The organism is Citrobacter sp. MGH104 (assembly GCF_001034485.1).
Taxonomy (GTDB): Bacteria; Pseudomonadota; Gammaproteobacteria; order Enterobacterales; family Enterobacteriaceae; genus Citrobacter; species Citrobacter freundii.
Map to the genome: position 1 here is coordinate 3114844 of NZ_KQ089818.1, position 22671 is coordinate 3137514.

21 protein-coding genes are annotated in these 22671 nt (G+C 51.8%); 7 read left to right on the forward strand and 14 right to left on the reverse strand.

All coding sequences use genetic code 11. The features are described from left to right. Window positions 1–57 precede the first annotated feature (57 nt). The 3 genes from dinG (at window position 58) to SK34_RS14570 (ending at window position 4454) form a co-directional block, all read left to right on the forward strand. Window positions 58–2208, forward strand: coding sequence for an ATP-dependent DNA helicase DinG (gene dinG / locus SK34_RS14560; protein ID WP_003837021.1), 2151 nt, complete (start codon window positions 58–60; stop codon window positions 2206–2208). Between the two features lie 29 nt (window positions 2209–2237). Beyond that, window positions 2238–3206 (forward strand): DNA-binding protein YbiB, encoded by a 969-nt coding sequence (ybiB, locus tag SK34_RS14565; RefSeq protein WP_003035227.1) that lies wholly within the window; start codon window positions 2238–2240, stop codon window positions 3204–3206. Window positions 3207–3368: 162 nt separating this feature from the next. Then, entirely contained in the window at window positions 3369–4454 is a 1086-nt protein-coding gene (locus SK34_RS14570; protein ID WP_003837017.1) for a malate/lactate/ureidoglycolate dehydrogenase, read from the forward strand. Between the two features lie 97 nt (window positions 4455–4551). Here the strand turns inward: SK34_RS14570 and ybiJ are convergent, their stop codons facing one another. The 5 genes from ybiJ to mcbA form a co-directional block, all read right to left on the reverse strand. After that, window positions 4552–4812 carry a DUF1471 family protein YbiJ gene (ybiJ, locus tag SK34_RS14575; RefSeq protein WP_003035231.1) on the reverse strand — a complete coding sequence of 87 codons (261 nt, stop codon included), beginning with the start codon at window positions 4810–4812 and terminating at the stop codon, window positions 4552–4554. A 303-nt stretch (window positions 4813–5115) separates the two neighbouring features. Then, entirely contained in the window at window positions 5116–5382 is a 267-nt protein-coding gene (locus tag SK34_RS14580; RefSeq protein ID WP_003035233.1) for a DksA/TraR family C4-type zinc finger protein, read from the reverse strand. Between the two features lie 75 nt (window positions 5383–5457). After that, on the reverse strand, window positions 5458–6135 hold the full coding sequence (gene ybiX, locus SK34_RS14585) for a PKHD-type hydroxylase YbiX (RefSeq protein ID WP_003837014.1): 678 nt from the start codon (window positions 6133–6135) through the stop codon (window positions 5458–5460). Between the two features lie 43 nt (window positions 6136–6178). Continuing rightward, window positions 6179–8464, reverse strand: coding sequence for a catecholate siderophore receptor Fiu (locus tag SK34_RS14590; protein WP_048233823.1), 2286 nt, complete (start codon window positions 8462–8464; stop codon window positions 6179–6181). 292 nt (window positions 8465–8756) lie between these two features. After that, the gene (gene mcbA, locus SK34_RS14595) at window positions 8757–9017 is read right to left on the reverse strand and encodes a DUF1471 family periplasmic protein McbA (RefSeq protein WP_003837009.1); all 261 of its coding nucleotides are present in this window, start codon (window positions 9015–9017) and stop codon (window positions 8757–8759) included. Window positions 9018–9227: 210 nt separating this feature from the next. Between mcbA and rlmF the strand changes: the two genes are divergently transcribed. Then, complete coding sequence (rlmF, locus tag SK34_RS14600; protein WP_048233309.1) at window positions 9228–10154, forward strand: 23S rRNA (adenine(1618)-N(6))-methyltransferase RlmF; 927 nt, start codon at window positions 9228–9230, stop codon at window positions 10152–10154. On the opposite strand, the gene ybiO is transcribed toward rlmF, so the two are convergent. The 6 genes from ybiO to rhtA all read right to left on the reverse strand — a co-directional run bounded on the left by ybiO (window position 10151) and on the right by rhtA (window position 16830). Continuing rightward, window positions 10151–12388 carry a mechanosensitive channel protein gene (gene ybiO / locus SK34_RS14605; RefSeq protein ID WP_048233310.1) on the reverse strand — a complete coding sequence of 746 codons (2238 nt, stop codon included), beginning with the start codon at window positions 12386–12388 and terminating at the stop codon, window positions 10151–10153. The two genes, rlmF and ybiO, sit on opposite strands and share 4 nt — an antisense overlap. A 118-nt stretch (window positions 12389–12506) precedes the next feature. Continuing rightward, on the reverse strand, window positions 12507–13229 hold the full coding sequence (gene glnQ, locus SK34_RS14610) for a glutamine ABC transporter ATP-binding protein GlnQ (RefSeq protein WP_003035246.1): 723 nt from the start codon (window positions 13227–13229) through the stop codon (window positions 12507–12509). Next, the gene (gene glnP / locus SK34_RS14615) at window positions 13226–13885 is read right to left on the reverse strand and encodes a glutamine ABC transporter permease GlnP (protein WP_003035248.1); all 660 of its coding nucleotides are present in this window, start codon (window positions 13883–13885) and stop codon (window positions 13226–13228) included. Before glnP ends, glnQ begins: the two co-directional genes overlap by 4 nt. Window positions 13886–14022: 137 nt before the next feature. Continuing rightward, entirely contained in the window at window positions 14023–14769 is a 747-nt protein-coding gene (gene glnH, locus SK34_RS14620) for a glutamine ABC transporter substrate-binding protein GlnH (protein ID WP_003035251.1), read from the reverse strand. Window positions 14770–15134: 365 nt separating this feature from the next. Then, the gene (gene dps / locus SK34_RS14625) at window positions 15135–15638 is read right to left on the reverse strand and encodes a DNA starvation/stationary phase protection protein Dps (RefSeq protein WP_032936399.1); all 504 of its coding nucleotides are present in this window, start codon (window positions 15636–15638) and stop codon (window positions 15135–15137) included. A 304-nt stretch (window positions 15639–15942) separates the two neighbouring features. Then, window positions 15943–16830, reverse strand: a complete 888-nt coding sequence (gene rhtA, locus SK34_RS14630) for a threonine/homoserine exporter RhtA (protein WP_046669902.1) — start codon at window positions 16828–16830, stop codon at window positions 15943–15945. A 353-nt stretch (window positions 16831–17183) separates the two neighbouring features. On the opposite strand from rhtA, the gene ompX reads away from it, so the two are divergent. Then, window positions 17184–17699, forward strand: coding sequence for an outer membrane protein OmpX (gene ompX / locus SK34_RS14635; protein WP_003035257.1), 516 nt, complete (start codon window positions 17184–17186; stop codon window positions 17697–17699). Between the two features lie 64 nt (window positions 17700–17763). On the opposite strand, the gene SK34_RS14640 is transcribed toward ompX, so the two are convergent. Beyond that, window positions 17764–19350 (reverse strand): phosphoethanolamine transferase, encoded by a 1587-nt coding sequence (locus SK34_RS14640; protein ID WP_048233312.1) that lies wholly within the window; start codon window positions 19348–19350, stop codon window positions 17764–17766. A 276-nt stretch (window positions 19351–19626) separates the two neighbouring features. Beyond that, window positions 19627–19755, reverse strand: a complete 129-nt coding sequence (gene mntS, locus SK34_RS14645) for a manganase accumulation protein MntS (RefSeq protein ID WP_003035262.1) — start codon at window positions 19753–19755, stop codon at window positions 19627–19629. Window positions 19756–19941: 186 nt separating this feature from the next. Here mntS and mntR point away from each other — a divergent pair, with 186 nt between their 5' ends. Both mntR and SK34_RS14655 read left to right on the forward strand, forming a co-directional pair. Further along, window positions 19942–20415 carry a manganese-binding transcriptional regulator MntR gene (mntR, locus tag SK34_RS14650; protein ID WP_003035264.1) on the forward strand — a complete coding sequence of 158 codons (474 nt, stop codon included), beginning with the start codon at window positions 19942–19944 and terminating at the stop codon, window positions 20413–20415. Continuing rightward, window positions 20412–21521, forward strand: a complete 1110-nt coding sequence (locus SK34_RS14655) for an anion transporter (RefSeq protein ID WP_048233313.1) — start codon at window positions 20412–20414, stop codon at window positions 21519–21521. Before mntR ends, SK34_RS14655 begins: the two co-directional genes overlap by 4 nt. A gap of 64 nt (window positions 21522–21585) precedes the next feature. Here the strand turns inward: SK34_RS14655 and ldtB are convergent, their stop codons facing one another. Further along, the gene (gene ldtB, locus SK34_RS14660) at window positions 21586–22506 is read right to left on the reverse strand and encodes a L,D-transpeptidase (protein ID WP_048233825.1); all 921 of its coding nucleotides are present in this window, start codon (window positions 22504–22506) and stop codon (window positions 21586–21588) included. Window positions 22507–22671 lie beyond the last annotated feature (165 nt).

A 22671-nucleotide genomic window follows, 5' to 3' on the forward strand; every position in this document is an offset into this window, starting at 1 on the left:
CCAGGGCCTGAAATGTGCCACAATAGTGGCTGTTTATACAGTATTTCAGGTTTTCTCATGGCACTAACGGCCGCGTTAAAAGCGCAAATCGCCGCCTGGTATAAGGCGCTTCAGGAACAGATCCCCGACTTTATCCCCCGTGCGCCGCAGCGGCAGATGATTGCTGACGTCGCGAAAACGCTGGCAGGTGAAGAAGGGCGGCATCTGGCGATTGAAGCGCCGACAGGAGTGGGGAAAACCCTGTCGTATCTGATTCCCGGTATTGCCATCGCGCGTGAAGAGCAAAAAACGCTGGTGGTCAGCACCGCCAACGTCGCTTTGCAGGACCAGATCTACAGCAAAGATTTACCGCTGCTGCGCAAAATTATCCCCGACCTGCGTTTTACCGCCGCGTTTGGTCGCGGACGCTATGTCTGCCCGCGTAACTTAGCGGCGCTGGCCAGTACTGAACCCAATCAGCAGGATCTGCTGGCTTTTCTCGACGATGACCTGACGCCCAACAACCAGGAAGAACAAAAGCGCTGCGCCAGGTTAAAAGGCGATCTCGACAGCTACAAGTGGGACGGGCTGCGCGATCACACCGATATCGCCATTGACGACGGACTCTGGCAGCGTCTGAGCACCGATAAAGCTAGCTGTCTGAATCGCAACTGTCACTACTATCGTGAATGCCCTTTTTTTGTCGCCCGCCGGGAGATTCAGGAAGCTGAAGTGGTGGTGGCTAATCATGCGCTGGTGATGGCGGCGATGGAAAGCGAAGCCGTTTTGCCGGAGCCGAAAAACCTGTTGCTGGTACTTGATGAAGGCCACCATTTGCCGGATGTCGCGCGCGATGCGCTGGAGATGAGCGCGGAAATCAGCGCCCCCTGGTACCGGCTCCAGCTGGATCTGTTTTGCAAATTAGTGGCGACCTGTCTTGAACAGTTTCGCCCGAAAACCACGCCGCCGCTGGCGAATGCCGAGCGTCTGAACGGTCACTGTGAAGAGCTGTATGAACTGATTTCATCGCTCAATAACATTCTTAATCTGTATATGCCTGCTACTCAGGAGGCGGAACACCGCTTTGCGATGGGCGAACTGCCTGCAGAAGTGATGGAGATTTGTCAGCGTCTGGCAAAGCTTACGGAAATGCTACGCGGGCTGGCGGAACTGTTCCTCAACGATCTCAGCGAAAAAACCGGCACTCACGATATTGTGCGTCTGCATCGGGTTATTTTGCAGATGAACCGGGCGCTGGGCATGTTTGAGGCGCAAAGCAAACTGTGGCGGCTGGCATCGCTCGCGCAGTCGTCAGGCGCGCCGGTGAGTAAATGGGCTACGCGCGAGGTGCGTGACGGGCAAATCCACATCTGGTTCCACTGCGTGGGGATCCGTGTGAGCGATCAGCTCGAACGACTGCTGTGGCGTAGCGTCCCGCATATTATTGTCACTTCCGCAACGCTGCGCTCGCTCAACAGCTTCTCGCGTTTGCAGGAGATGAGTGGTCTGAAGGAAAAAGCAGGGGATCGGTTTGTTGCGCTGGATTCACCGTTTAATCACGTTGAACAGGGAAAAATCGTCATTCCGCAGATGCGCTACGAACCGTTAATTGATAACGAAGAGCAGCATATCGCGGAAATGGCCGCCTATTTTCGCGAACAACTGGAAAGCAAAAAGCATCAGGGGATGCTGGTACTCTTTGCCAGCGGTCGGGCGATGCAGCGTTTTCTTGAGCATGTTACCGATCTGCGCCTGCTGTTGTTGGTGCAGGGCGATCAGCCGCGCTATCGTCTGGTAGAGTTGCACCGCAAACGGGTGACCAACGGCGAGCGCAGCGTACTGGTTGGGCTGCAATCTTTCGCTGAAGGTCTGGACTTGAAAGGCGACCTGCTGACCCAGGTGCATATTCACAAAATTGCTTTTCCACCGATCGACAGCCCGGTGGTGATCACCGAGGGCGAGTGGTTGAAAAGCCTGAACCGCTACCCCTTCGAGGTGCAGAGCCTGCCCGCGGCGTCGTTCAATTTGATCCAGCAGGTTGGGCGACTCATCCGTAGCCATGGCTGCTGGGGAGAAGTGGTTATTTATGACAAACGTTTATTGACCAAAAACTATGGCAAGCGTTTACTGAACGCGTTACCCATATTTCCGATAGAGCAACCTGCTGTGCCAGACGTTATAGTAAAACCAAAAGAAAAAGCGAAACCCACGCGCCGCCGTCGGCGTTAACGATGCGAGCAACAGGCAAGGAGTTATCGATGGATTACCGCAAAATCATTAAAGAGATTGGGCGAGGAAAAAATCACGCGCGTGACCTGGACAAGGATACTGCTCGCGGACTGTATACCCATATGATGAACGGCGACGTACCTGACCTTGAGATGGGCGGGGTGCTGATTGCGCTACGTATTAAAGGCGAAGGCGAAGCGGAGATGCTGGGCTTTTACGAAGCGATGCAAAACCACACCATTCGCCTGACTCCGCCAGTAGCCAAACCCATGCCGATTGTCATTCCCAGCTACAATGGTGCACGCAAGCAGGCGAATTTGACGCCGCTGCTGGCGATTTTACTGCATAAGCTCGGTTTCCCGGTAGTAGTGCACGGCGTCAGCGAGGATCCAACCCGCGTGCTGACAGAAACCATTTTTGAACTGATGGGGATTACGCCAACGCTGCATGCCGGGCAGGCGCAGGCAAAGCTGGATGGTCATCAGCCGGTGTTTATCCCGGTGAGTGCGCTGTGCCCTCCGCTGGAGAAACAGCTGGCGATGCGCTGGCGCATGGGCGTGCGTAACAGTGCGCACACGCTGGCTAAATTAGCCACGCCGTTTGCTGAAGATGCGGCGCTGCGTCTTTCCAGCGTGTCCCACCCGGAATACGTCTCGCGTGTGGCGAAGTTCTTCGGCGATATCGGTGGGCGCGGCCTGTTGATGCATGGTACCGAGGGCGAAGTGTATGCCAACCCGCAGCGCTGCCCGCAGATAAGCCTGATAGATTCATCCGGTGTGCGAGTGTTACAGGACCGACAGAGCGAGATGCCTGACGAGCCAGTACCGCTGCCGGTGGCAAAAGATCCGGAAACCACCGCGCGCTGGATTGAGCGTTGTCTGGCTGGCAGTGAGCCGGTCCCGGCATCGTTGAAAATTCAGATGGCCTGCTGCCTGGTGGCAACCGGTGAATCCGCCTCGCTGGCCGAAGGACTTGCCCGCGTCGAGCAAAGTTTCTGATTCATTTGTTATCCCGACGGGCCTTTTACCTGGTCTGTCGGTTTTCTCTTTTCGGCAACGTGAAATTTTTGCACGTTTATTGACCTCCTGAGCGCCGTGGCGCAGCATAGTTTGTTGAAAAATAAGAAACACAACAAACTCGCGACACAACAGGAGATAACAATGAACAGTGGACATCGCTTCCATGTGCCAACGCTGCACGCTTTTATCCAGGCCGTTTTTCATCAGATGGGAAGCAATGATCAGGAGGCGCGGCTGGTGGCCGATCATCTGATAGCCTCTAACCTCGCCGGTCACGACTCCCACGGCATCGGTATGATCCCAAGCTATATTCGTTCATTCTCGCTGGGGCATCTACAAATCAACCGTCATGCCAAAGTGGTAAAAGATGCAGGGGCGGTGATTACGCTTGATGGCGATTGTGCCTTTGGTCAGGTGGCGGCTCACGAAGCCATCACGCTGGGGATTGAAAAAGCTCGCCAGCACGGTATCGCCGCCGTGGCATTACATAATTCGCATCATATCGGACGTATTGGCTACTGGGCGGAGCAATGCGCGGCGGCAGGTTTTGTCTCAGTGCATTTTGTGAGCGTGGTCGGGATCCCGATGGTTGCACCGTTTCATGGCCGCGATAGTCGTTTTGGCACTAACCCCTTCTGCGTTGTTTTTCCGCGTAAAAATACCTTCCCGCTATTGCTGGACTATGCAACCAGCGCCATCGCGTTTGGTAAAACCCGTGTGGCATGGCATAAGGGCGAGCCGGTAGCTCCTGGATGTCTGATTGATGTGGCGGGGGTGCCTACAACGGATCCTGCGGTAATGCAGGTTTCTCCGCTGGGGTCGTTGCTCACCTTTGCCCAACACAAAGGTTATGCGCTGGCGGCGATGTGCGAAATTATGGGTGGTGCGCTTTCAGGGGGTAAAACCACACATGAAGAGAGCCTGCAGACCAGCCCGGACGCCATCATCAACTGTATGACCACTATTATTATGAATCCGGAACTGTTCGGCGCGCCGGACTGCGACAACCAGGTCGCAGCATTTGCTGAGTGGGTGAAAGCGTCCCCGCATGCTGAAGATGCCCCGATCCTGTTGCCAGGTGAGTGGGAAGTGAATACTCGCGAGGAACGGCTGGAACACGGTATTCCGCTAGATGCCGGAAGCTGGCAGGCGATTTGCGTGGCGGCGCTGCAAATAGGCATGCCGGACGCCGTGTTGCAGGAATTCCGTCAACGACTTGAACACTAAGCAAAAAAAAGCCCGTCCAGTGGCGGACGGGCAAACAAAGGGTAACAAACAGGGTCAATGAGGGTTGGAGCATTGGGTCGTACAGGTAATCTTTCGGTTATTTATAGATAACCGCGGTGCCGCTCATTTTGTCTTTACCGACAGCGGAAGTGATGCTGTAACCAGTTGCGCCAGCAGCAGCCGCTTTCTCAGCCAGTTTGGCTTCCAGGCCATCCAGTGTGGTGGCGCCATCAGCAGAAACTACACCAATTTTATTCATGCTTTGTGCCTGAGTGGAGGAAACCGGCTCGGCAGCGAAAACGCCAAATGACAGGGTAGACAGGGCGATGGCAGCAACAGCAAATTTGATATTTTTCATGATTAATCTCTCGCAGGGTTGTTCTGTTAGTAGTCAGTGTTCTTTAAGAAGACGTTGTTCCGTCGATGTGATAAGTATCACGTTTTTTTTGGTGAGAGAAAATCGAATAGAATTGACGACATCAATCAAAAAAATTGAATGACAAATAACTTATTGAATATTAATAAATTCAGGCGAGGGATTTACAGTTCTTGTCATTGCGCTTTACAGAGAAACCAACAACGGCACATTTTGCCACACAGAGTGCGAAAAAGCGTGCTCGTAAAGGAAATCGTATGCGCTGAAACTTTTGGTAAAGATGAGTCAACGTAGCTGGCTATCTTTCGAACCTCTGCGATTATATCCTGAAAATGCCGCGCTATGTGAATCTTTATCCTGTTGGCAAGTGATGCACAAGCGTACCCCAGGTACGGCCTCACGTCTGGCCTGAGGGATAGGATTGCCACATTCTTCGCATTCATACAGACTTTCCCCCGTCGGTAACTCACCGCGGGCACGGGCAACAGCATCTTCAATAGTATTGTTGATCTGTTCGTTTACAGCGTCGTCATTTGCCCATCCGGATGCCATGTGTACCTCCTGCAGATGTCTACAGACTAAGTATAGCGAAGATGATGGCTGAAAAACGACCATGCGCCAGCAGTATCAGATTTCAGACCATTCGCGCAGCAGGTTATGGTAGAGATTGAGTAATGACAGGATCTCGTTGCTCTCTCCATGACGAGCCTTCAGGGATTGAATGTTTTTATCCAGTTCAAAAAGCATGGCGCGATTTTTGTCGTCACGGATCATCGATTGTACCCACATAAAGGACGCCACACGAACGCCATGGGTTACTGGCGTGACGCAGTGCAGGCTGCTGGAAGGGTAAAGCACCAGATCGCCTGCCGGAAGCTTCACCGCATGCTGGCCGTAGGTGTCATTAACCAGCAGCTCTCCGCCTTCATAATCATCCGGATTACTCAGGAATAAGGTTGCGGAAAGGTCTGTGCGCATCCAGCCGTTCTCCGGATGGCTACGCACCGCGCCGTCAACGTGAAAACCATAGGTCTCGTTGTCCTGGTAGCGATTAAACAGCGGTGTGGAGAGCGTTTTCGGTAGTGCTGCGGCGAAGAAAAGCGCGCTGTTATTTACCGCAGTCTGTACCGCCTGTTGTAAAACGCCGTAGCGTTCACTTTGCGTATTTACCTGCTGGTTGTTTTTAACCTGCGCTCCCTGAGCGCCGGTGGTTGCGCGACCATCAACCCAGTCGGCAGCGTCCAGTTGCTCGCGAAACCAGGCTACATCCTGCGCCGACAGAACGCCGGGAATGTGGTACATCATCAGTGTTTCTCCTGAAAGTGGGGCTTTCGCCCCACGCGATGGATCAGAAATGCATATTGGCGGTGAGCAGGAAGGTTCTTGGCTCGCCTGGATGATAACGGTATCCACTCTTGTTTATGGAGGATACATAATCGGTGTCGAACAGGTTATAGACGTTTAGCTGGAAATCGAGATTGCGATTCACGCGATAGCCCAGTTTGGCGTCGGCGACCCAGTAACCTTCAGTGTAGGATGGCGTACCCACGGCGCCGTCCGAACCGCGATGCATACTGCCCACGTAGCGAGCGCCTGCGCCAACGGAAACATCGTCGGTTGCTTGATACTGGCTCCACAGCGTGAACGCATGTTCCGGCGTATAGGGCAGGGAAGAAGAACCATCCTGAGCAACGTTTTTGCCGCTGTGGATGGTGGCGCGTTGCTGGGTGTAACCCCCAATAATCTGCCATGCGGGGGTGATGTTGCCTGCTACCGAGAGCTCGTAGCCTTCAACGCGTTTCTCCCCGTACTGGGAATAGGTACCGTCGTCGTTCTGCTCAACTTCATTCTCAATATCCGTGCGGAAAATTGCGGCGGTTAGCAGCAGGCGCTTATCCAGCACCTCCCATTTGGTGCCAATCTCGCTAGTTTTCGCTTTCTGCGGTTTGAAGTCGGTACGGTTTGCGCTGTTACCGCTTCCGCCCTGAGCAAGGGCAAAGTTGCTGCCGCCCGGCGGTTGCTGAGAAACGGCATAGTTAATGTAGACATTGCCGTTATCGGTCAGGTGATACAGCGCGCCCGCTTTCCAGTTCACCAGATTGCCTGATTTGGCAGTATCCACAGTGGTGACCGGGGAACCTTTGGCGACGCCTGTCGGACATGCCACTGCACCACGGCCAGAAGCGCCGCAAGCGGTGGCGCTGTCATATTCAGTGCGGTAATTGTCGAGGCGAATACCACCGTTCAGCTCAAACTCACGGGTAATTTGTAGCGTATCAAAAGCGTATACGCCAAAGGTATCGGTTTGCCCGTTAGCGTTGGCGCCGTTACGCGATAATCCGCCGATATTCACGTCGCTGTTGGGATGATAAATATTAACCGGCGGCGGGGTAATCGGGGTGACGCCATAGTTGGTTTGTGTTTCGCGCGTCAACTCCACGCCGGTGCTGATGTCGTGACCGATGGATCCCGTGTAAAACTTTGAGGTCAGGTTGGTCTGGTTGGTCAGGATTTTGTTACTGACATCTTTGGTATTTGCCAGGCGTGACCATGTCCAGGTGTCGACGCTGCTGGTGGGTTGCGTAATATTAGACGCACCGCCCATCACCGCCGTCATCAGATAATCCTGTTTAATGCGCGACCAGCGGGTGGTGTTGCGAATCGTGGTGCTGTCGCTCAGGTCATGTTCAAAACGCATCGTCGCGGTATCGGTCGTCGAATCGTCGTAATCCGAGTTGGTGCCGTAGAAGTTATGCGTATCAACTTTTCCTGAATGATTCAGTGCAGACGTCCCTGCGGAAGGCGCGGAGTAACCCGGCAGGCCGATGGTGGGAATACCCCCATCCGGTGTGTTGTGTTGAGTAACGTGCAGATAGTTCAGATACAGTCGGTTCTCGGTGCCTAAGCCAAAAGCAAGTGAGGGGGCCACGCCGTAACGTTCATTCTTAACATTATCGCGACCGGCATCATGTGTTTTTTCACCCATCAGGTTTAAACGTGCGGCGGTGGTGTCGCCGATAACCTGGTTAATGTCCAGCGTACCACGGCGGAACCAGGCGCTACCGACGCTGGCCGACGCATCGATTCCTGAGTCGGTACGCGGCTGTTTGCTGATCATATTGATAGAGCCAGTCGGTGCGCTACGTCCATAGTCGGTACCGGAAGGACCTTTAATCACTTCGACCTGTTCGGTATTGAAGGTATCGCGCGTGACGCTGCCGATATCACGAACACCGTCGATATAAATACTGTTCGAAGTATCCGCGCCACGCATATAAACCGCATCACCGGTAGTGGAGTTGCCGTTTTCGCCAGCGAAAAACGCGCCAACGCCCGGTACGTTTTTCAGCGCATCGGTCAGATTTGTTGCGCCTTGATCCTTAATCACCTGCTCAGAAATCACCGTCATGGTGCGGGTGGTATCCGCCACCGGGCGGGAGAATTTAGGGTCGGCAGACTGTGTTGGGGCGTACAGCGAAGGTTTGGCCGCTTCAACGACCAACGTATCTTCTTGTTTTTTATCCTGATCGCCTGCTGCGACAGCCTGGGCTACCGGAGACAGGCCAATGCACAGACCGGCAAAAAAAGTCAGTGAATGAAAACTACTGGACGGCAAGTTGCGATTTTTATCCATTTTAATTAATGACTTATTATTTTTTGAGTAGACGGTTTCACTCACGCGAAGGGACATCTCTGTGGATGTTGTACCCTGCAGGTCTCGCGAAAATGAATGTGTAATTGATAATGATTTTAATAATCATTTCTAATCAGTACGACGTTTTAGCATTCATTAATTCAAAAATAAATACATTTATTTACATTGGATTCAAAATGCCAACACATTGATTACAAATTGAGCCGAAAATGAAGTGAACAGCGCGCAGAAAACTGCATTCGGGGCGAATGCAGTTGGGAGAAGGTAGGGGCTACTTATAGATAGTTGCGGTGCCGTACATCTGATTTTTACCGCCAGCAGAATTAACGACAAAGCCTTTTGCCCCTTGCTCTTTCGCTTTCTCTGCCAGCTTGTCTTCGAGATCGCTCAGGTTAGTTGCACCGGTAGCAGATACTGTGCCGGAAGCTTGTAGCTGACCGGTAGCTGGGCTGGTGTATGGCTGTGCAGCAAAGGAGGCAAATGTCATGCCGGTAAGTACGGTAGCGGCAAGTAATGTGAGGCATTTCTTCATGGTGATATCCTCTGAAAAACAACAGGTGTGCCTGATAAGTTTAGGTCGTCAGCGGATGACATTTACCGCAAAAAACTGGTGATGAACTGTCTGTTTTTCGAACAATCAGCAAAGCGTCAAACAGGCGTAAAAAATCAAATTTCCTTGTTGTGTGTGTTTACCGCGTGGCGTTATGCGGGTATCTTACGCCGCTGTTAAAAGGAGAATGCTATGTCCGCCCAGAAACCGGGATTACACCCACGCAACCGCCACAATGGCCGTTATGATCTTGCGACTTTATGCCAGGTTACCCCAGAGCTGACGCAATTTCTCACCCTCACGCCCGGCGGCGAGCAGAGTGTTGATTTCGCCAATCCGCAGGCCGTCAAGGCGCTCAATAAGGCACTGCTGGCGCATTTTTATGCGGTGAAACACTGGGATATTCCAGACGGCTTTCTGTGCCCGCCGGTGCCTGGTCGCGCTGACTACATTCACCACCTGGCCGACCTGTTGGGGGAAACCAGCGGAACCATTCCGGCAAATGCGAGCATCCTGGACATAGGCGTAGGGGCAAACTGTATTTATCCGCTGATCGGCGTGCATGAATACGGCTGGCGATTCACGGGCAGTGAGAGCAGTAGCGAAGCGTTTAACAGCGCTCAGGCGATCATAAACGGCAATCCGGGGTTAACCCGTGCTATTCGTCTGCGTCGTCAGAAAGATGCTTCGGCAATCTTCAACGGTATCATTCACAAAAATGAGCAGTATGAAGCCACATTGTGTAACCCGCCATTCCATGATTCTGCGGCCTCAGCCCGCGCAGGAAGCGAGCGTAAACGTCGTAATCTGGGGCAAGATAAAGATGATGCGCTGAACTTTGGCGGACAACAGCAGGAGCTGTGGTGTGAAGGCGGCGAAGTAGCGTTCATCAAAAAAATGATCGTCGAAAGCCAGGCTTTTGGCCGTCAGGTTATGTGGTTTACCACGCTGGTTTCTCGCGGCGAGAACTTGCCTCCGCTGTACCACGCATTAACGGATGCGGGCGCGGTGAAAGTGGTCAAGAAAGAGATGGCCCAGGGGCAAAAGCAGAGTCGCTTTATTGCCTGGACCTTTATGGATAACGATCAGCGTCGTCGTTTTATGGCGCGTAAACGCTAAAGCGTTGGCTCGGTTGGCGGCAGCGGTTCGCTTGCCGCAGATGTTGGGCCATTCCCTGGTGCAGGCAACACTTGATAGGTCTGTACCGGGGCGCGTATGTTGGCCAGATCGAAGTATTTCTTCACCTGGCTGTCGAGCGCAAAACGTACCGTCCACTGCTTCAGCGGCAAGGTGGTAAACGAGACCCGTAGTGTGAATGCTGTATTGGTTAATCCTACAATCCCGGCAAACGACGGCTCGCCAATAATCAGCCCGCGAATATCATCTTTTTCCATCACCGCAGCAACCGCATCTTTCAACGCCTGATTCGCTTTATCCGCATCCTCATGGCGGTCTACGTCGTAATTGGCGACGACTGAGCCAATGCCACGCACAAAGTTGGCGAAGGTCGTTATCGATGACCAGGGAATGATATGGTACGCCCCGGTGTCCTGACGCACGCCCACAGAACGGATGGACATCCGTTCAACCGTACCGGTGAGTGGACCGATGGTCACCAGGTCGCCGGTGTTCATGCCATTTTCAAACTGAATAAAAATCCCGGTAATAATATCTTTTACCAGCGTTTGCGAGCCGAAAGAGATAGCCAGCCCCAGCGCCCCGGCCCCGGCCAGTAAGGGGGCGATATTGACGCCGATTTCCGACAACACAATCATGATGGTGATCGTGCTGATGATCACCGCCAGTGCGTTACGAAACAGTGTCAGTAGGGTGCGGGTACGAGCGCTGGGCAGCGGACGACCGTGGATATCGGAAGCCAGACGATTTTCAATCAGGCTGGCGAGAATCGTCCAGCCGATGGCGGAGAAGAATAAAATCAGCGCGATACGGATCAGGATATCCACTGTTTTTTCTCCTGCGCCGTAATGCAGCCAGTTCCAGAAGTCGAACAGCCCCCAGGCATTCAGTAGCAGCATCACCGCAACGCACACCGTCAGGATCCTGGCTACGCTTAACGCTGTCGACAGCCAGCCATTCAGCCGCTTTTGTAGTTCCGGATAGCTGCGCTGGGTGTGTGGCGAAAGGGTAATAGTTTTGGCTATCCAGCGGGAAAACATGCCGGAAACAAAGGCGGCAATTCCAATGATTACCAGGCTGCGCAGCGTAGCGCCCATCATGAATTTCAGGCTGTTGCCCGGATCAAACAGCGAAAAGAAAAACAGCACAATGAAATAGGCGCTGGCCAGCCAATGCCATACCAACGCAAAAGCACGAATAAACAGACTGAAAAAAGCGAGGGATCTTTCCGCCAGATTCAGCAAATGCTGCGTTATCTCTTTCTTGTTTCTGAAAATCAGGTACAGCGCCCATAGCGTGATACATAACATGATGATGACGTTGGCCATCGCGCCGACCTGCACGTTGACCTGATTCGAGATAATGGGTACGGCAACGATAAGCCCGTAGCCAATCAGGCTGCTCAATGAACTCAAACGGCGATTCCAGTAGCGTGCGCCAGCATCCTGAATGTTAAACGGGCGCAGCTCGGCCACCGTTGGGCAAAATATCAGGCGCAAAATGGCCTTGAAGAATTCAATCAGGGCGAAGGCATTGAGAAACAGACTTTGCTGAAAGGCGATCGTGCGACTGCCGGCGTTCATTTTGTCGCTCAGTATCTGCCCGACAAATAATGTCAGCGCCAGCAGAAGCAAATCGATAACGAATGCGCCAACGATCATCGCCGGAAGCTGAAGCCAGTTGCTGCGTTCGCGGTTTTTGCGTCGTGCCCATTGTCCCATTTTGCGATACAACGGTAGCGCGCACAGGCGAACCAGCCAGAAAAAACCGAACACTGACACCGCCAGCATTAAAAAATGCGTCAGAGCATTGGTGAACGTTTGCGGATTAAAGGTCTTATGCGGGGCATCGGTAATATTGCGATAAAGCTGGGCAAAGCGGCTGGAGAGCGCCTCACCGTAGTGGCGGGTGACGTCCGTGACGTTTTCCAGTACCGTTTTTTCTTCCGTTAACGTGGGCGGGACAATGGTCGGCACCGGCTCGGCAGGAGGGGCAGTGGCCACTTTGCGTAACTGACCGATCAGCTCCTGACGCGAGGCGTCATTTTCCAACACATCGGCCAGTGCACCGTAAGCCGCTTTTTTCTGTTCAATATCCGGCTCTTTCGCCGCTGTGGTTTGCGCGTTGGTTGATGTTGGCGTGGTGACGCCAGGAATTGTCACCGCCTGGGTCGGAAGACTCAACAGACAAACAATGATGAACAGGATCCCGCGCATGACTCCTCCCATGAGAAAATAAATACAAAAGGATAAGTATAGATGTCAGGGCGGGAGAGAATTGAAATGAGAGGATTCTGGTGAAAAACCTCCCTTCGGGCGAAGGGAGGCAGAGCTATCAGGAAACGTGCTGCAAGAATTCCTGTAAGCGTTGGCTGGGCGGATTTTCAATCAGGGCCTGCGGATTACCGTCTTCGGCAATACGACCCTTATCAATGAAAATCAGGCGTGAAGCCACTTTTTCGGCAAAACCGATTTCGTGGGTCACAATCACCATGGTCATCCCTTCTTCCGCCAGATCCTGCATAACTTTCAGAACCTCATGACGCAGTTCCGGGTCCAGCGCAGAGGTTGGCTCATCAAACAGCATCATTTTCGGCTTCACCGCCAGCGCACGGGCAATAGCCACACGCTGTTGTTGACCGCCGGACAGCTCAGAAGGGTAGTGATGCGCGCGCTCGGCCAGACCCACTTTCGCCAGCAGTTCTTTCGCCAGTTTCTCGGCCTGTTCTTTATTCGCCCCGCGTACGCGCTGCGGCCCGAACATGACGTTTTCCAGCGCCGTCAGATGCGGGAACAGATAGAACTGCTGAAATACCATCCCGGCTTCCTGGCGAATTAACCGCTCGTCTACCTTCGGATCGTTCACTTTCAGACCGTCGACGATCAGATCGCCAGAGGTTATCTCTTCCAGTTTGTTAATGCAGCGTAGCAGGGTAGATTTACCGGATCCTGACGGCCCGATAATCACCACTACTTCGCCCTGTTGAATGTTCAGGTCAATATTGTGCAGCACCTGGGTTGGACCAAAGTGCTTAGAAACGTTTTTAAATTCAATCACAGGATTTTCATCCTTCTTTCCAGACGACGCAGAATGAAGCTCAGCACCAGCGTTATGATCAGATAGAACACCGCAACGGCGCTCCAGATTTCCAGTGCGCGGAAGTTACCGGCAATGATTTCCTGGCCCTGACGGGTCAGTTCAGCGACGCCAATGACAATAAACAGCGAGGTATCTTTAATGCTGATGATCCACTGGTTGCCCAGCGGCGGCAGCATACGACGCAGCGCGAGAGGCAAAATAACGTGGCGAATAGTCTCTGTGCGTGAAAGTCCAAGGGCCAGTCCGGCTTCGCTGAATCCTTTATGGATTGAGAGCACCGCACCGCGGGTGATTTCCGCAATATAGGCACCGGAGTTGATCATGATGGTGACAACGGCGGCGCTAAAAGGGTCAATGCGTAAATCGTTAAATGCCATTGGTAGAGCGAAGTAAATAAACATTACCTGCACAACGATTGGCGTACCGCGAATGACTTCGATAAACACCAGCGCTACGTGGTTGGCGATCCAACCGCCGAAAGTGCGCGCAAACCCTGCTGCAAGTCCGATTATCAGACCGCCAGCCAGACCGAGGACCGAGATCCACAGGGTCATTTTGGCGCCTTCAATCAAAAGCGGGATGGCGGGCCAGATGGCACTCCAGTCAAACTGCATATGTCGTTCCTGTTACCGTGGTGTAAATATTCAAATGCCCGTTTTGCCGGATGTGCTGTGCTTATCCGGCTTACAGGTCTCAAAAATCCAGGCGTAGGCCCGGTAAGCATCACGCCACCGGGCAACGCTACCGGTTATTATTTAGGTTCAGTACCGAACCATTTTTTGTAGATTTCGTTGTAAGTACCGTTCTCTTTCAGCGTTTTCAGCGCGCCGTTCACTTTCTCACGCAGGTCGTCGCTGCCTTTCGGGAAGGCGATGCCGTACTGCTGGGCTTCCAGTGATTCGCCTACAGCTTTGAACTGACCATTGCCAGCTGTTTTGATGAAGTAAAGAATGTTTGGTGTGTCGTGCAGCACGGCGTCTGCGCGGTTGGTGCCCAGTTCCATATACGCGTTATCGATGTTCGGGAACTGACGCAGGTCTTTAGTTTTGATATTCGCTTTTGCGTAATCAACGGAACCGGTGCCGCTCTTCACTGCGACAACTTTACCATCCAGATCTTTCACGCTTTTCACGTCGTTGTTATTCGCTTTCACCATCACTAACAGACCGCTTTTGTAGTAGCCGTCAGAGAAGTCGATCGCTTTTTTACGCTCATCGGTGATGGTGATACCCGCCAGTGCCAGGTCGATATTTTTGGTTTGCAGAGCCGGGATGATGCCGCTGAAATCCATTGGTTTCAGTTCATAATCCAGTTTCAATTCTTTGGCAACGGCAGCCCAAAGATCCACATCAAATCCAACGTATTTGTCACCCTGTTTGAATTCGAACGGTACAAACGCGGTGTCAGTTGCGACAACCAGTTTCTTATCTGCGGCATGGGAGGACACCGCAAAAGCCAGGGTAAGTGCAGCCAGTGAAACTTTTAATACAGACTTCATAGGATTTCCTTTTATATCCACGGGGCGATCCCCTGCGAGAACATATGGCTTAATGAAAGAATCGTGCCAATTTTGCAACTCATTGTTTTAACAAGAGGGTGTTTCGTTTCTCTGCACAATAAGTAGGGCAAAGCGAGTAATCTGCACTGTTTTGGGGCACTCATTTGGTGCGAACCAGGCACGGTGCAAACGGTATGACTATTTAGCGTAAAAATTGTTGATAAAACAATCTTTCGTTAACGATTGTGTGAGGTGATTATTACAAATAATTTACTTTGGAGTGACGAATGATCAATGTTATGCACCATAGATGTGCAAAACCCCCGCCGGAGCGAGGGTTATATAGGTAATTCTTATGTCTGCGGTTACTCAATGTTGGCTTCGATAAACCACAGGAATTTGTCGAGATCGCGAGAGGCTGCGGTAAAGATATCCGCGGTATCTTCGTCTTTTGCTTCGCTAATAGCCTTACGTACGCTGTTTGCAACTACGGCATAACGTTCGGCCAGCTCTTTTAAGTGGTCCTGTACGTTATGGATATCCAGCGGGTAACTTTTCAGAGGCGTTTTGCTATTAATAACCTGAGTTGTGCCCAGTGCCACACCGCCCAACTGTACGGCGCGTTCAGCCATAGTGTCGAGGTGATCGGTCAGGGCTGTACGGAAGCCATCCAGCATTTCATGTACCGCAATGAAGTTTGCGCCGCGCATGTTCCAGTGAGCCTGTTTGGTGATCAATGACAGGTCAATGAACTGGATTACTTGCTGATTCAGCAGTTCAACGGTCGCTTTCTTTTCGCTATCAGACACATCGTTGCGGGTATAAAGGAGGGCGGATGCTTTTGTTTTTACCAGTTTCGCGGTACTCATATTTTCATATCCTCTTGATAGTTATGTCCCAACTCTTCAACGGAATTAAGTATAGCGCTAAATTTGGATTTTTTTTTCCGGTGTTGCCTATCACTTTAATAGCGAAGAAGGGGGAAGATATAAAATATCAAATAAAATCAATACAATGAGTGTTGTGTTTCTTACGTGGTGTTATTTTTATGTTAATTTTTGAGATTGAATGAAATATGCGGATGAGAAAATTATATTTTTTAGAATTATTATCACGCAGATTTACAATTGGATATTCTGCATGATTATGCAAACCATGCAGAATATTACGTGGTTAATTCACGTCGACTTGTTTTATTTGTGGCTCTTTACGAATAGTGAGCGTAGAGCCCATTGATGCGACGATAATGGCACCCAGAGCGAGTGTCTGGATAAGCGTCAGCGTTTCACCGAGGAAGATCATTCCGGAAACCGCTGCCAGGGCAGGTTCCATACTCATCAATGTACCGAAAGTACGCGTCGGCAGGCGCGTCAATGCAATCATCTCCAGTGAATAGGGAAGTGCAGTAGAGAGGACTGCAATGGCCAGGCCTAACGGCAGAATGGACCAATGCCACAGGGCATCACCAGCCTGGATCGCGCCGATTGGCACAAATACCAGTGCTGCAATTAATGACCCTACTGCGACGGTTGCCGGACCGTGTTCCGCCCCGGCTCGCTGCCCGGTAAGAATATAGATGGCCCAGCAGGCACCAGCCCCCAGCGCTAGCGCAGCACCGGTTAAATCGACGTGAGAAACGTCCTGACCTAATGGCAGCAGGAACCACAGTCCGAGTACAGCCAGTGCAACCCAAATGAAATCCACCGGGCGCCGGGATGAAAACAGCGCTACCGCCAGCGGGCCGGTAAATTCCAGCGCCACGGCAATTCCCAGTGGCACGGTCTGGATTGACAGATAGAAGAGATAGTTCATCCCGCCCAGAGACAGGCCATAAAACAGAAGGGGCAGGCGCTGTTCTTTGGCGAATCGCAAACGCCAGGGTTTAAAGAAGGCGATAAGGATGAGGGTGCCCAACGCAAGGCGCAACGCGGTAACGCCCGGCGCGCCGACGAGCGGGAACAGCGATTTCGCCAGAGATGCTCCGCTTTGAATGGAGGACATAGCAATTAGCAAAACCAAAATAGGCAACCAGACTGGCGCTTTACGTGACGACCCCAGCATCCTTTCTCCTGTCAAATTATGTCAATAGAAGTAAAACAGCGAGTGTAATGGAAATACACACATGTGGTTGAGTATTCGTTGAAAAAAAAATTGCTCAGTTCCGTACAATGGCATGAAACTGATGGATTAATAATCTGCATGATTAGGAATAATCTGGATGAATGTGCCATATTGTGCGCGCAATAATGGCATTTTACTTTAGAAAAGTGATGTTAATTGAAAGAGATAGCGGATTTCTGAAATGTTCTGTTACATGAAAGACCCCGTTAGACATCGCTAATCGCAAAGAGTTTCCCATCAATTTTTGGTATATTTAAAACTTAAGATTTACTTGAAGCACATTTGAGGTGGTTATGAAAAAAATTGCATGTCTTTCAGCACTGGCCGCTGTTCTGGCTTTCTCCGCAGGTACTGCTGTAGCTGCTACTTCTACCGTTACCGGTGGTTACGCTCAGAGCGATGCTCAGGGCGCAGCGAACAAAATGAACGGTTTCAACCTGAAGTATCGCTACGAGCAGGACAACAACCCGCTGGGTGTTATCGGTTCCTTCACTTACACTGAAAAAGATCGTACCGATGCTTCTGGCGACTACAACAAAACCCAGTACTACGGCATCACTGCTGGTCCGGCTTACCGTCTGAACGACTGGGCAAGCATCTACGGTGTAGTGGGTGTTGGTTACGGTAAATTCCAGAACGCAGCATCCCCGGCTGACAACCACACCACCAGCGACTACGGTTTCTCTTACGGTGCTGGTCTGCAGTTCAACCCGATCGAAAACGTTGCTCTGGACTTCTCCTACGAGCAGAGCCGTATTCGTAGCGTTGACGTTGGCACCTGGATCGCTGGCGTGGGTTACCGCTTCTAATCACTTCGGTGATATGAAAAATCCGCCTCTCGGGGCGGATTTTTTTTGCCTGCAATATGAGCTGTTAACGAGATTTGGTCTCGAAGATGTCGGTACCAAGGTGGTTGTAGTCCACCTTCTGCAGCTTAAAGTTGGTGATGTACACCGGCCCGGCTTTTTTCTCTGAGATAAAGCGGTAGCTGTTGGTGATTTCTTTTGCGCTGATCCCTGTCCACTGCGAGAAAAAACTGAGGAAATCATTGGCGGATCGACGGGCCTTAATCACCCGATGCGCTTTATCATCGCTCGACAGCACCATGAAAGGTACCTGGAAATTTTGCTGGAACTGATCGTCATGCGCCAGGTACTGCACCTCTTTTCCACGCTCTTTAAACGCGAGGCCATGATCGGAGAAATAGACCATTGAGAAGCTGGTACCGCTATTACGTAGCTGATCGTATAGCTGGCGCAGTAGGTCATCCGTTTGCGTCATGGTGTACAGGTAGCAAGACGTCTCTTTTGACTGGACGAAAGTCTCGTACTTACCCTGCGTACGGTCGCAGGCCTGCGGATGTGAGCCCATTAAATGCAATACAATGAGCTGCGGCTGAGTGCGCTCGGTTGCCAGCACCTGAGCGGTCATCTTTAACAGCGCTTCGTCACGGGTGTTTTTATCCGCTTCGAAGTCACCGTTCTTGAGGAACTGAACTTCATCAGCGCGTTTTGCAATGCTGGCGATGGCCGTGTCGTATTCACCAATTTGTCCCTGATTGGAAAACCACCATGTCTGGAAACCCGCGCGGTTGGCCAGAGTGACAAAGTTATCCTGGAACTGGGGCTTATTGTCGACCACCCGATTCAGCGTCAGGCCGAGTGACTTTTGCGTTGAACCGCTGGCAGCAATGTAATCCGCAAAGATGTAGCCGTTAACAGAGCTGGCAAACGGGGTGTTATCCCAGTGACCGCCAAACGCGCCTAACGCATCGCGGCGGGCGCTTTCGCCGATCACCACGACGTAGGTGTGATACTTCGGCTTCACGGCGGTTACGGTCCAACTGTCTTTCACGCTCGACAGCTTCGCCATACGCTCTTGTTCGTCGAGCACTTCGTTGTTATTGACGATCACGTCCTTGGCAAACCGGAAAACCGGATAGCCAGTGTCTTTCAGCTTGAACACGCCGCCCCAGGCCAGGTTTTGTACCGGGGTAACAAAGAATGCGACAATGCTGAACAGCAAACAAACGCTGTCGAACTTGTTCCAGCCACGCTTTTGTTCATCTTTTTTACGACGTACGGCGATAACGCCGAGGGCGAAAATAAACACCCCAACCAGATAACTGTACCAGGGGAAGATGGTCAGGATTTCGGTGGACTCTTCCATATTGGTTGAGTGCAGCGCCAGCAAGGTATTGAAGTTCGGTGAGCCGTAAGCCTGGCCGAACGGAAAATACATTGCCGCAATCAGCGAGCAAATGCCAATCAGCACTTTCTGCGCGCGTGGCGCGCTGCGCCACATCAGCATTAATATACAGGTGAAAGCAACGCTATAGAGCAGGCTAAGCGGATAGCCCAGCGCAAGATTGATCAGCAGAGACTGTAAGAAATAGAGGCCAGTCCACGGACTAATCGCCCGGCTGCGAGCAATGATTGAATCTTTGAGGGTTAAATTCATATGCCACTGTTACAAAAACGCCATGTGCTTACCCTGGCGCTAAGGGTCATTGCCTGCCTGAGAGAGCGAGAAGAGGGATAGGGTCCGCATCCGCGAGCCGCAATATATGCAGGGCTGCGAAAAGATAGAGTGTGCGCAAGAGAAGGTCAACTACTACAAAGAAATTGTTTTGCGAGGAACGTGGCAAAACTGACAAAAAGAAGGGTTATTGAGACGAAAACCACCACCGTACCCGGATGACGGCAGGAAAATGAAGCGGCGTACCGCGACGCCGCATTATTTTTCTGAAGGTTTATCCTTCTCTGGTTTGCTGTTAATCATGTCACACAGCATAGAGATCAGCATCAACCGTACTTTAAAGGGAGAGTGGCTAAACACGCGTATACACCTCTTAAATTCATTCATGTAAACCTCCTGACTTCACGATCCCATCAATCCTTGAGGGATGTCTTTATTATATACAGATATAGCACAGGCTATATTATATAGCTATTGCTAAAACGTTAATTTTTTGTGCCCGCGCAACTCTGGTTTACAATGAGTGCTCTCTAATCAGATGCCGTTAACGCGTCACAGTAACGAGGAAGCAGAATGAGTCGTCGCGCAGGTACGCCAACAACAAAAAAAGTGACGCAATTGGTGAATGTCGAAGAACACGTTGAAGGGTTTCGTCAGGTTCGGGAGGCGCATCGCCGTGAGCTGATTGATGACTACGTAGAGCTGATTTCCGATCTCATTATTGAGGTAGGTGAAGCGCGCCAGGTGGATATGGCCGCACGGCTTGGGGTTTCCCAGCCGACGGTTGCTAAAATGCTTAAGCGTCTTGCTTCAGTCGGATTGATTGAAATGATCCCCTGGCGAGGCGTGTTTTTAACCGCAGAAGGTGAACGACTGGCTCAGGAAAGTCGGGAGCGTCATCAGATTGTGGAGAATTTCCTGTTGATGTTAGGCATCAGTCCGGAAATTGCCCGTCGCGACGCGGAGGGGATGGAGCATCACGTCAGTAAGGAAACGCTGGAGGCTTTTAGCCGGTTTACGCAACAGCAAGGAACAGGCTCTGAATGAGTTTTCCTTTATTACGCGCCTTACAGCGCGATCGTTTTTTCCAGCTGTTAATCATCGTTGGGGTTGTACTGAGCCTGTTCACGCCATTTACACCCCGGTCGTGGCCGGGAGCGATTGACTGGCACACAATTATCACACTCAGTGGCCTGATGTTACTGACCAAAGGCGTGGAGCTAAGCGGTTACTTCGATGTGTTAGGGCGCAAGATGACCCGCCGTTTCAAAACAGAGCGCCAGCTGGCGATATTTATGGTGCTGGCGGCGGCGTTGTTGTCGACGTTTCTGACCAACGATGTTGCGCTGTTTATTGTTGTTCCGCTGACCATCACCCTGAAAAAATTGTGCGCTATTCCGGTGAATCGCCTGATTATCTTTGAGGCGCTGGCGGTTAACGCCGGATCGTTGCTCACGCCAATAGGTAATCCACAAAACATTCTGATGTGGGGACGCTCAGGCTTATCGTTTACCGCGTTTACCTGGCAAATGGCGCCGCTTGCGGGGGCCATGATGCTGACGCTGGTGGTGCTGTGCTGGTTCAGTTTCCCGAATAAAGCGTTGCACTATCATACCGGTACGCGCGCACCTGACTGGCAACCGCGTCTGGTGTGGGGCTGTCTGATGTTGTATATCATCTTCCTTGCAGCACTGGAGTTAAAACAAGAGCTGTGGGGTCTGGCGATTGTGGCGGCAGGGTTCATGGTGCTGGCTCGCCGCGTGATCCTCAGCGTAGACTGGACGCTGCTGTTGGTGTTTATGGCGATGTTCATTGATGTGCACTTGCTGACGCAGCTTCCGGCCCTGCAGGGGATAACCCACCAGATTGGCGCGCTTTCAGCGCCGGGACTTTGGCTGACCGCCATTGGCCTGTCGCAGTTTATCAGTAATGTGCCCAGTACGATTTTGCTGCTGAACTACGTCCCGCCAACGCTGCTTCTGGCCTGGGCGGTCAATGTGGGCGGCTTTGGGCTGTTGCCAGGATCGCTGGCGAATCTCATTGCGTTACGGATGGCAAACGACCGCCGGATCTGGTGGCGTTTTCATTGGTATTCGGTACCGATGCTGATATGGGCGGCGCTGGTGGGTTATGGTTTGTTGTTATTAATGTAATAGCGGCATTGAGGCAATAAAAAAGGCGGATGAATCATCCGCCTTTTTCGTTTTAGGTATGTGCTTAGTTCAGACGAACCGGCATACCTGAACGGTTCTGTACCGCCTGCTCAACGACTGCCTGATCGACGTCAGGCTGGCCGGTGATGCTGGTAATGCTCTTGTTCAGGGTAATCGGTACGATTTCTCCGCCTTCGAACTGTGCTTCAGTCGTAGACAGCGGGTTATGTACTTCGATGTAACGGCTACCGTCTGGTTCGGTAGTGGCTTTTACCGGCTCATCAATAAACTGTACACGGGTGCCGACCGGCACATTTTCAAACAAGAATTTGATGTCGTCGTTACGCAGACGTACGCAACCGTGGCTGACACGTAAGCCGACGCCGAAGTTAGCATTGGTACCGTGGATAGCATACAGGCGACCGATATACAGCGCGTACAGCCCCATCGGGTTATCCGGACCAGCCGGAACAACGGCTGGCAGCGGCTCGCCTGCAGCGCGGTATTCCGCATGCATTTTCGCCGTTGGCGTCCAGGTTGGGCCTGCTTTTTTACGTTCTACTTTGGTGGTCCAGTTGATTGGCGTGTCTTTGCCCAACTGGCCGATACCGATCGGCAGAACAATGACTGTGTTGGTGCCTTTCGGGTAGTAGTACAGACGCATTTCAGCGCTGTTGATAACAATACCTTCATGCACGGTATCCGGCAGGATTAACTGCTGAGGAATGTTCAGCACGGTGCCGCCTTTCGGCAGGAAGGTATCCACGCCCGGGTTGGCTTCCAGCATGTTAGACAGACCCATCTGATACTCTGCCGCAAAATACTCCAGCGGTTGGGTGTTGCCTTCAGGAATAGTAATGACCTGGTTTTGGCCAATCAAACGGCTACCATCGGTCGGCAGCGGGTACGTGACGGCTGAAGCGGTATTACAAAAACCAACTATTGCGAGTGCCGCCGCGAAAAGCGTTGTTAATTTCATATTCATATTCATGTATGCGAGATTCAGTGCCAGGCAGGCTAGTGGGTTGAGATTTATTTAGTGTTGGGCACGCATTATATGTGCAATCTGAGCAACAAGGAATTCGGATGTGTACTAAATCACATTTTTTTCCTTTTGTTTTCACTTTATCCCTTCCGCATGAAGACGCGA

Excerpts from the sequence above, each read along its gene's own strand:
- rhtA (WP_046669902.1), bottom strand. The coding sequence starts at position 16,830 with ATGCTGGGGTCGTCACGTAAAGCGCCAGTCTGGTTGCCTATTTTGGTT.
- glnH (WP_003035251.1), bottom strand. The coding sequence starts at position 14,769 with ATGAAGTCTGTATTAAAAGTTTCACTGGCTGCACTTACCCTGGCTTTT.
- mntR (WP_003035264.1), top strand. The coding sequence starts at position 19,942 with ATGAGTCGTCGCGCAGGTACGCCAACAACAAAAAAAGTGACGCAATTG.
- rlmF (WP_048233309.1), top strand. The coding sequence starts at position 9,228 with ATGTCCGCCCAGAAACCGGGATTACACCCACGCAACCGCCACAATGGC.
- SK34_RS14655 (WP_048233313.1), top strand. The coding sequence starts at position 20,412 with ATGAGTTTTCCTTTATTACGCGCCTTACAGCGCGATCGTTTTTTCCAG.
- SK34_RS14580 (WP_003035233.1), bottom strand. The coding sequence starts at position 5,382 with ATGGCATCCGGATGGGCAAATGACGACGCTGTAAACGAACAGATCAAC.
- ldtB (WP_048233825.1), bottom strand. The coding sequence starts at position 22,506 with ATGAATATGAAATTAACAACGCTTTTCGCGGCGGCACTCGCAATAGTT.
- ybiX (WP_003837014.1), bottom strand. The coding sequence starts at position 6,135 with ATGATGTACCACATTCCCGGCGTTCTGTCGGCGCAGGATGTAGCCTGG.
- mcbA (WP_003837009.1), bottom strand. The coding sequence starts at position 9,017 with ATGAAGAAATGCCTCACATTACTTGCCGCTACCGTACTTACCGGCATG.
- ybiB (WP_003035227.1), top strand. The coding sequence starts at position 2,238 with ATGGATTACCGCAAAATCATTAAAGAGATTGGGCGAGGAAAAAATCAC.
- SK34_RS14570 (WP_003837017.1), top strand. The coding sequence starts at position 3,369 with ATGAACAGTGGACATCGCTTCCATGTGCCAACGCTGCACGCTTTTATC.
- SK34_RS14590 (WP_048233823.1), bottom strand. The coding sequence starts at position 8,464 with ATGGATAAAAATCGCAACTTGCCGTCCAGTAGTTTTCATTCACTGACT.
- ompX (WP_003035257.1), top strand. The coding sequence starts at position 17,184 with ATGAAAAAAATTGCATGTCTTTCAGCACTGGCCGCTGTTCTGGCTTTC.
- ybiJ (WP_003035231.1), bottom strand. The coding sequence starts at position 4,812 with ATGAAAAATATCAAATTTGCTGTTGCTGCCATCGCCCTGTCTACCCTG.
- SK34_RS14640 (WP_048233312.1), bottom strand. The coding sequence starts at position 19,350 with ATGAATTTAACCCTCAAAGATTCAATCATTGCTCGCAGCCGGGCGATT.
- glnP (WP_003035248.1), bottom strand. The coding sequence starts at position 13,885 with ATGCAGTTTGACTGGAGTGCCATCTGGCCCGCCATCCCGCTTTTGATT.
- mntS (WP_003035262.1), bottom strand. The coding sequence starts at position 19,755 with ATGAATGAATTTAAGAGGTGTATACGCGTGTTTAGCCACTCTCCCTTT.
- dinG (WP_003837021.1), top strand. The coding sequence starts at position 58 with ATGGCACTAACGGCCGCGTTAAAAGCGCAAATCGCCGCCTGGTATAAG.
- dps (WP_032936399.1), bottom strand. The coding sequence starts at position 15,638 with ATGAGTACCGCGAAACTGGTAAAAACAAAAGCATCCGCCCTCCTTTAT.
- ybiO (WP_048233310.1), bottom strand. The coding sequence starts at position 12,388 with ATGCGCGGGATCCTGTTCATCATTGTTTGTCTGTTGAGTCTTCCGACC.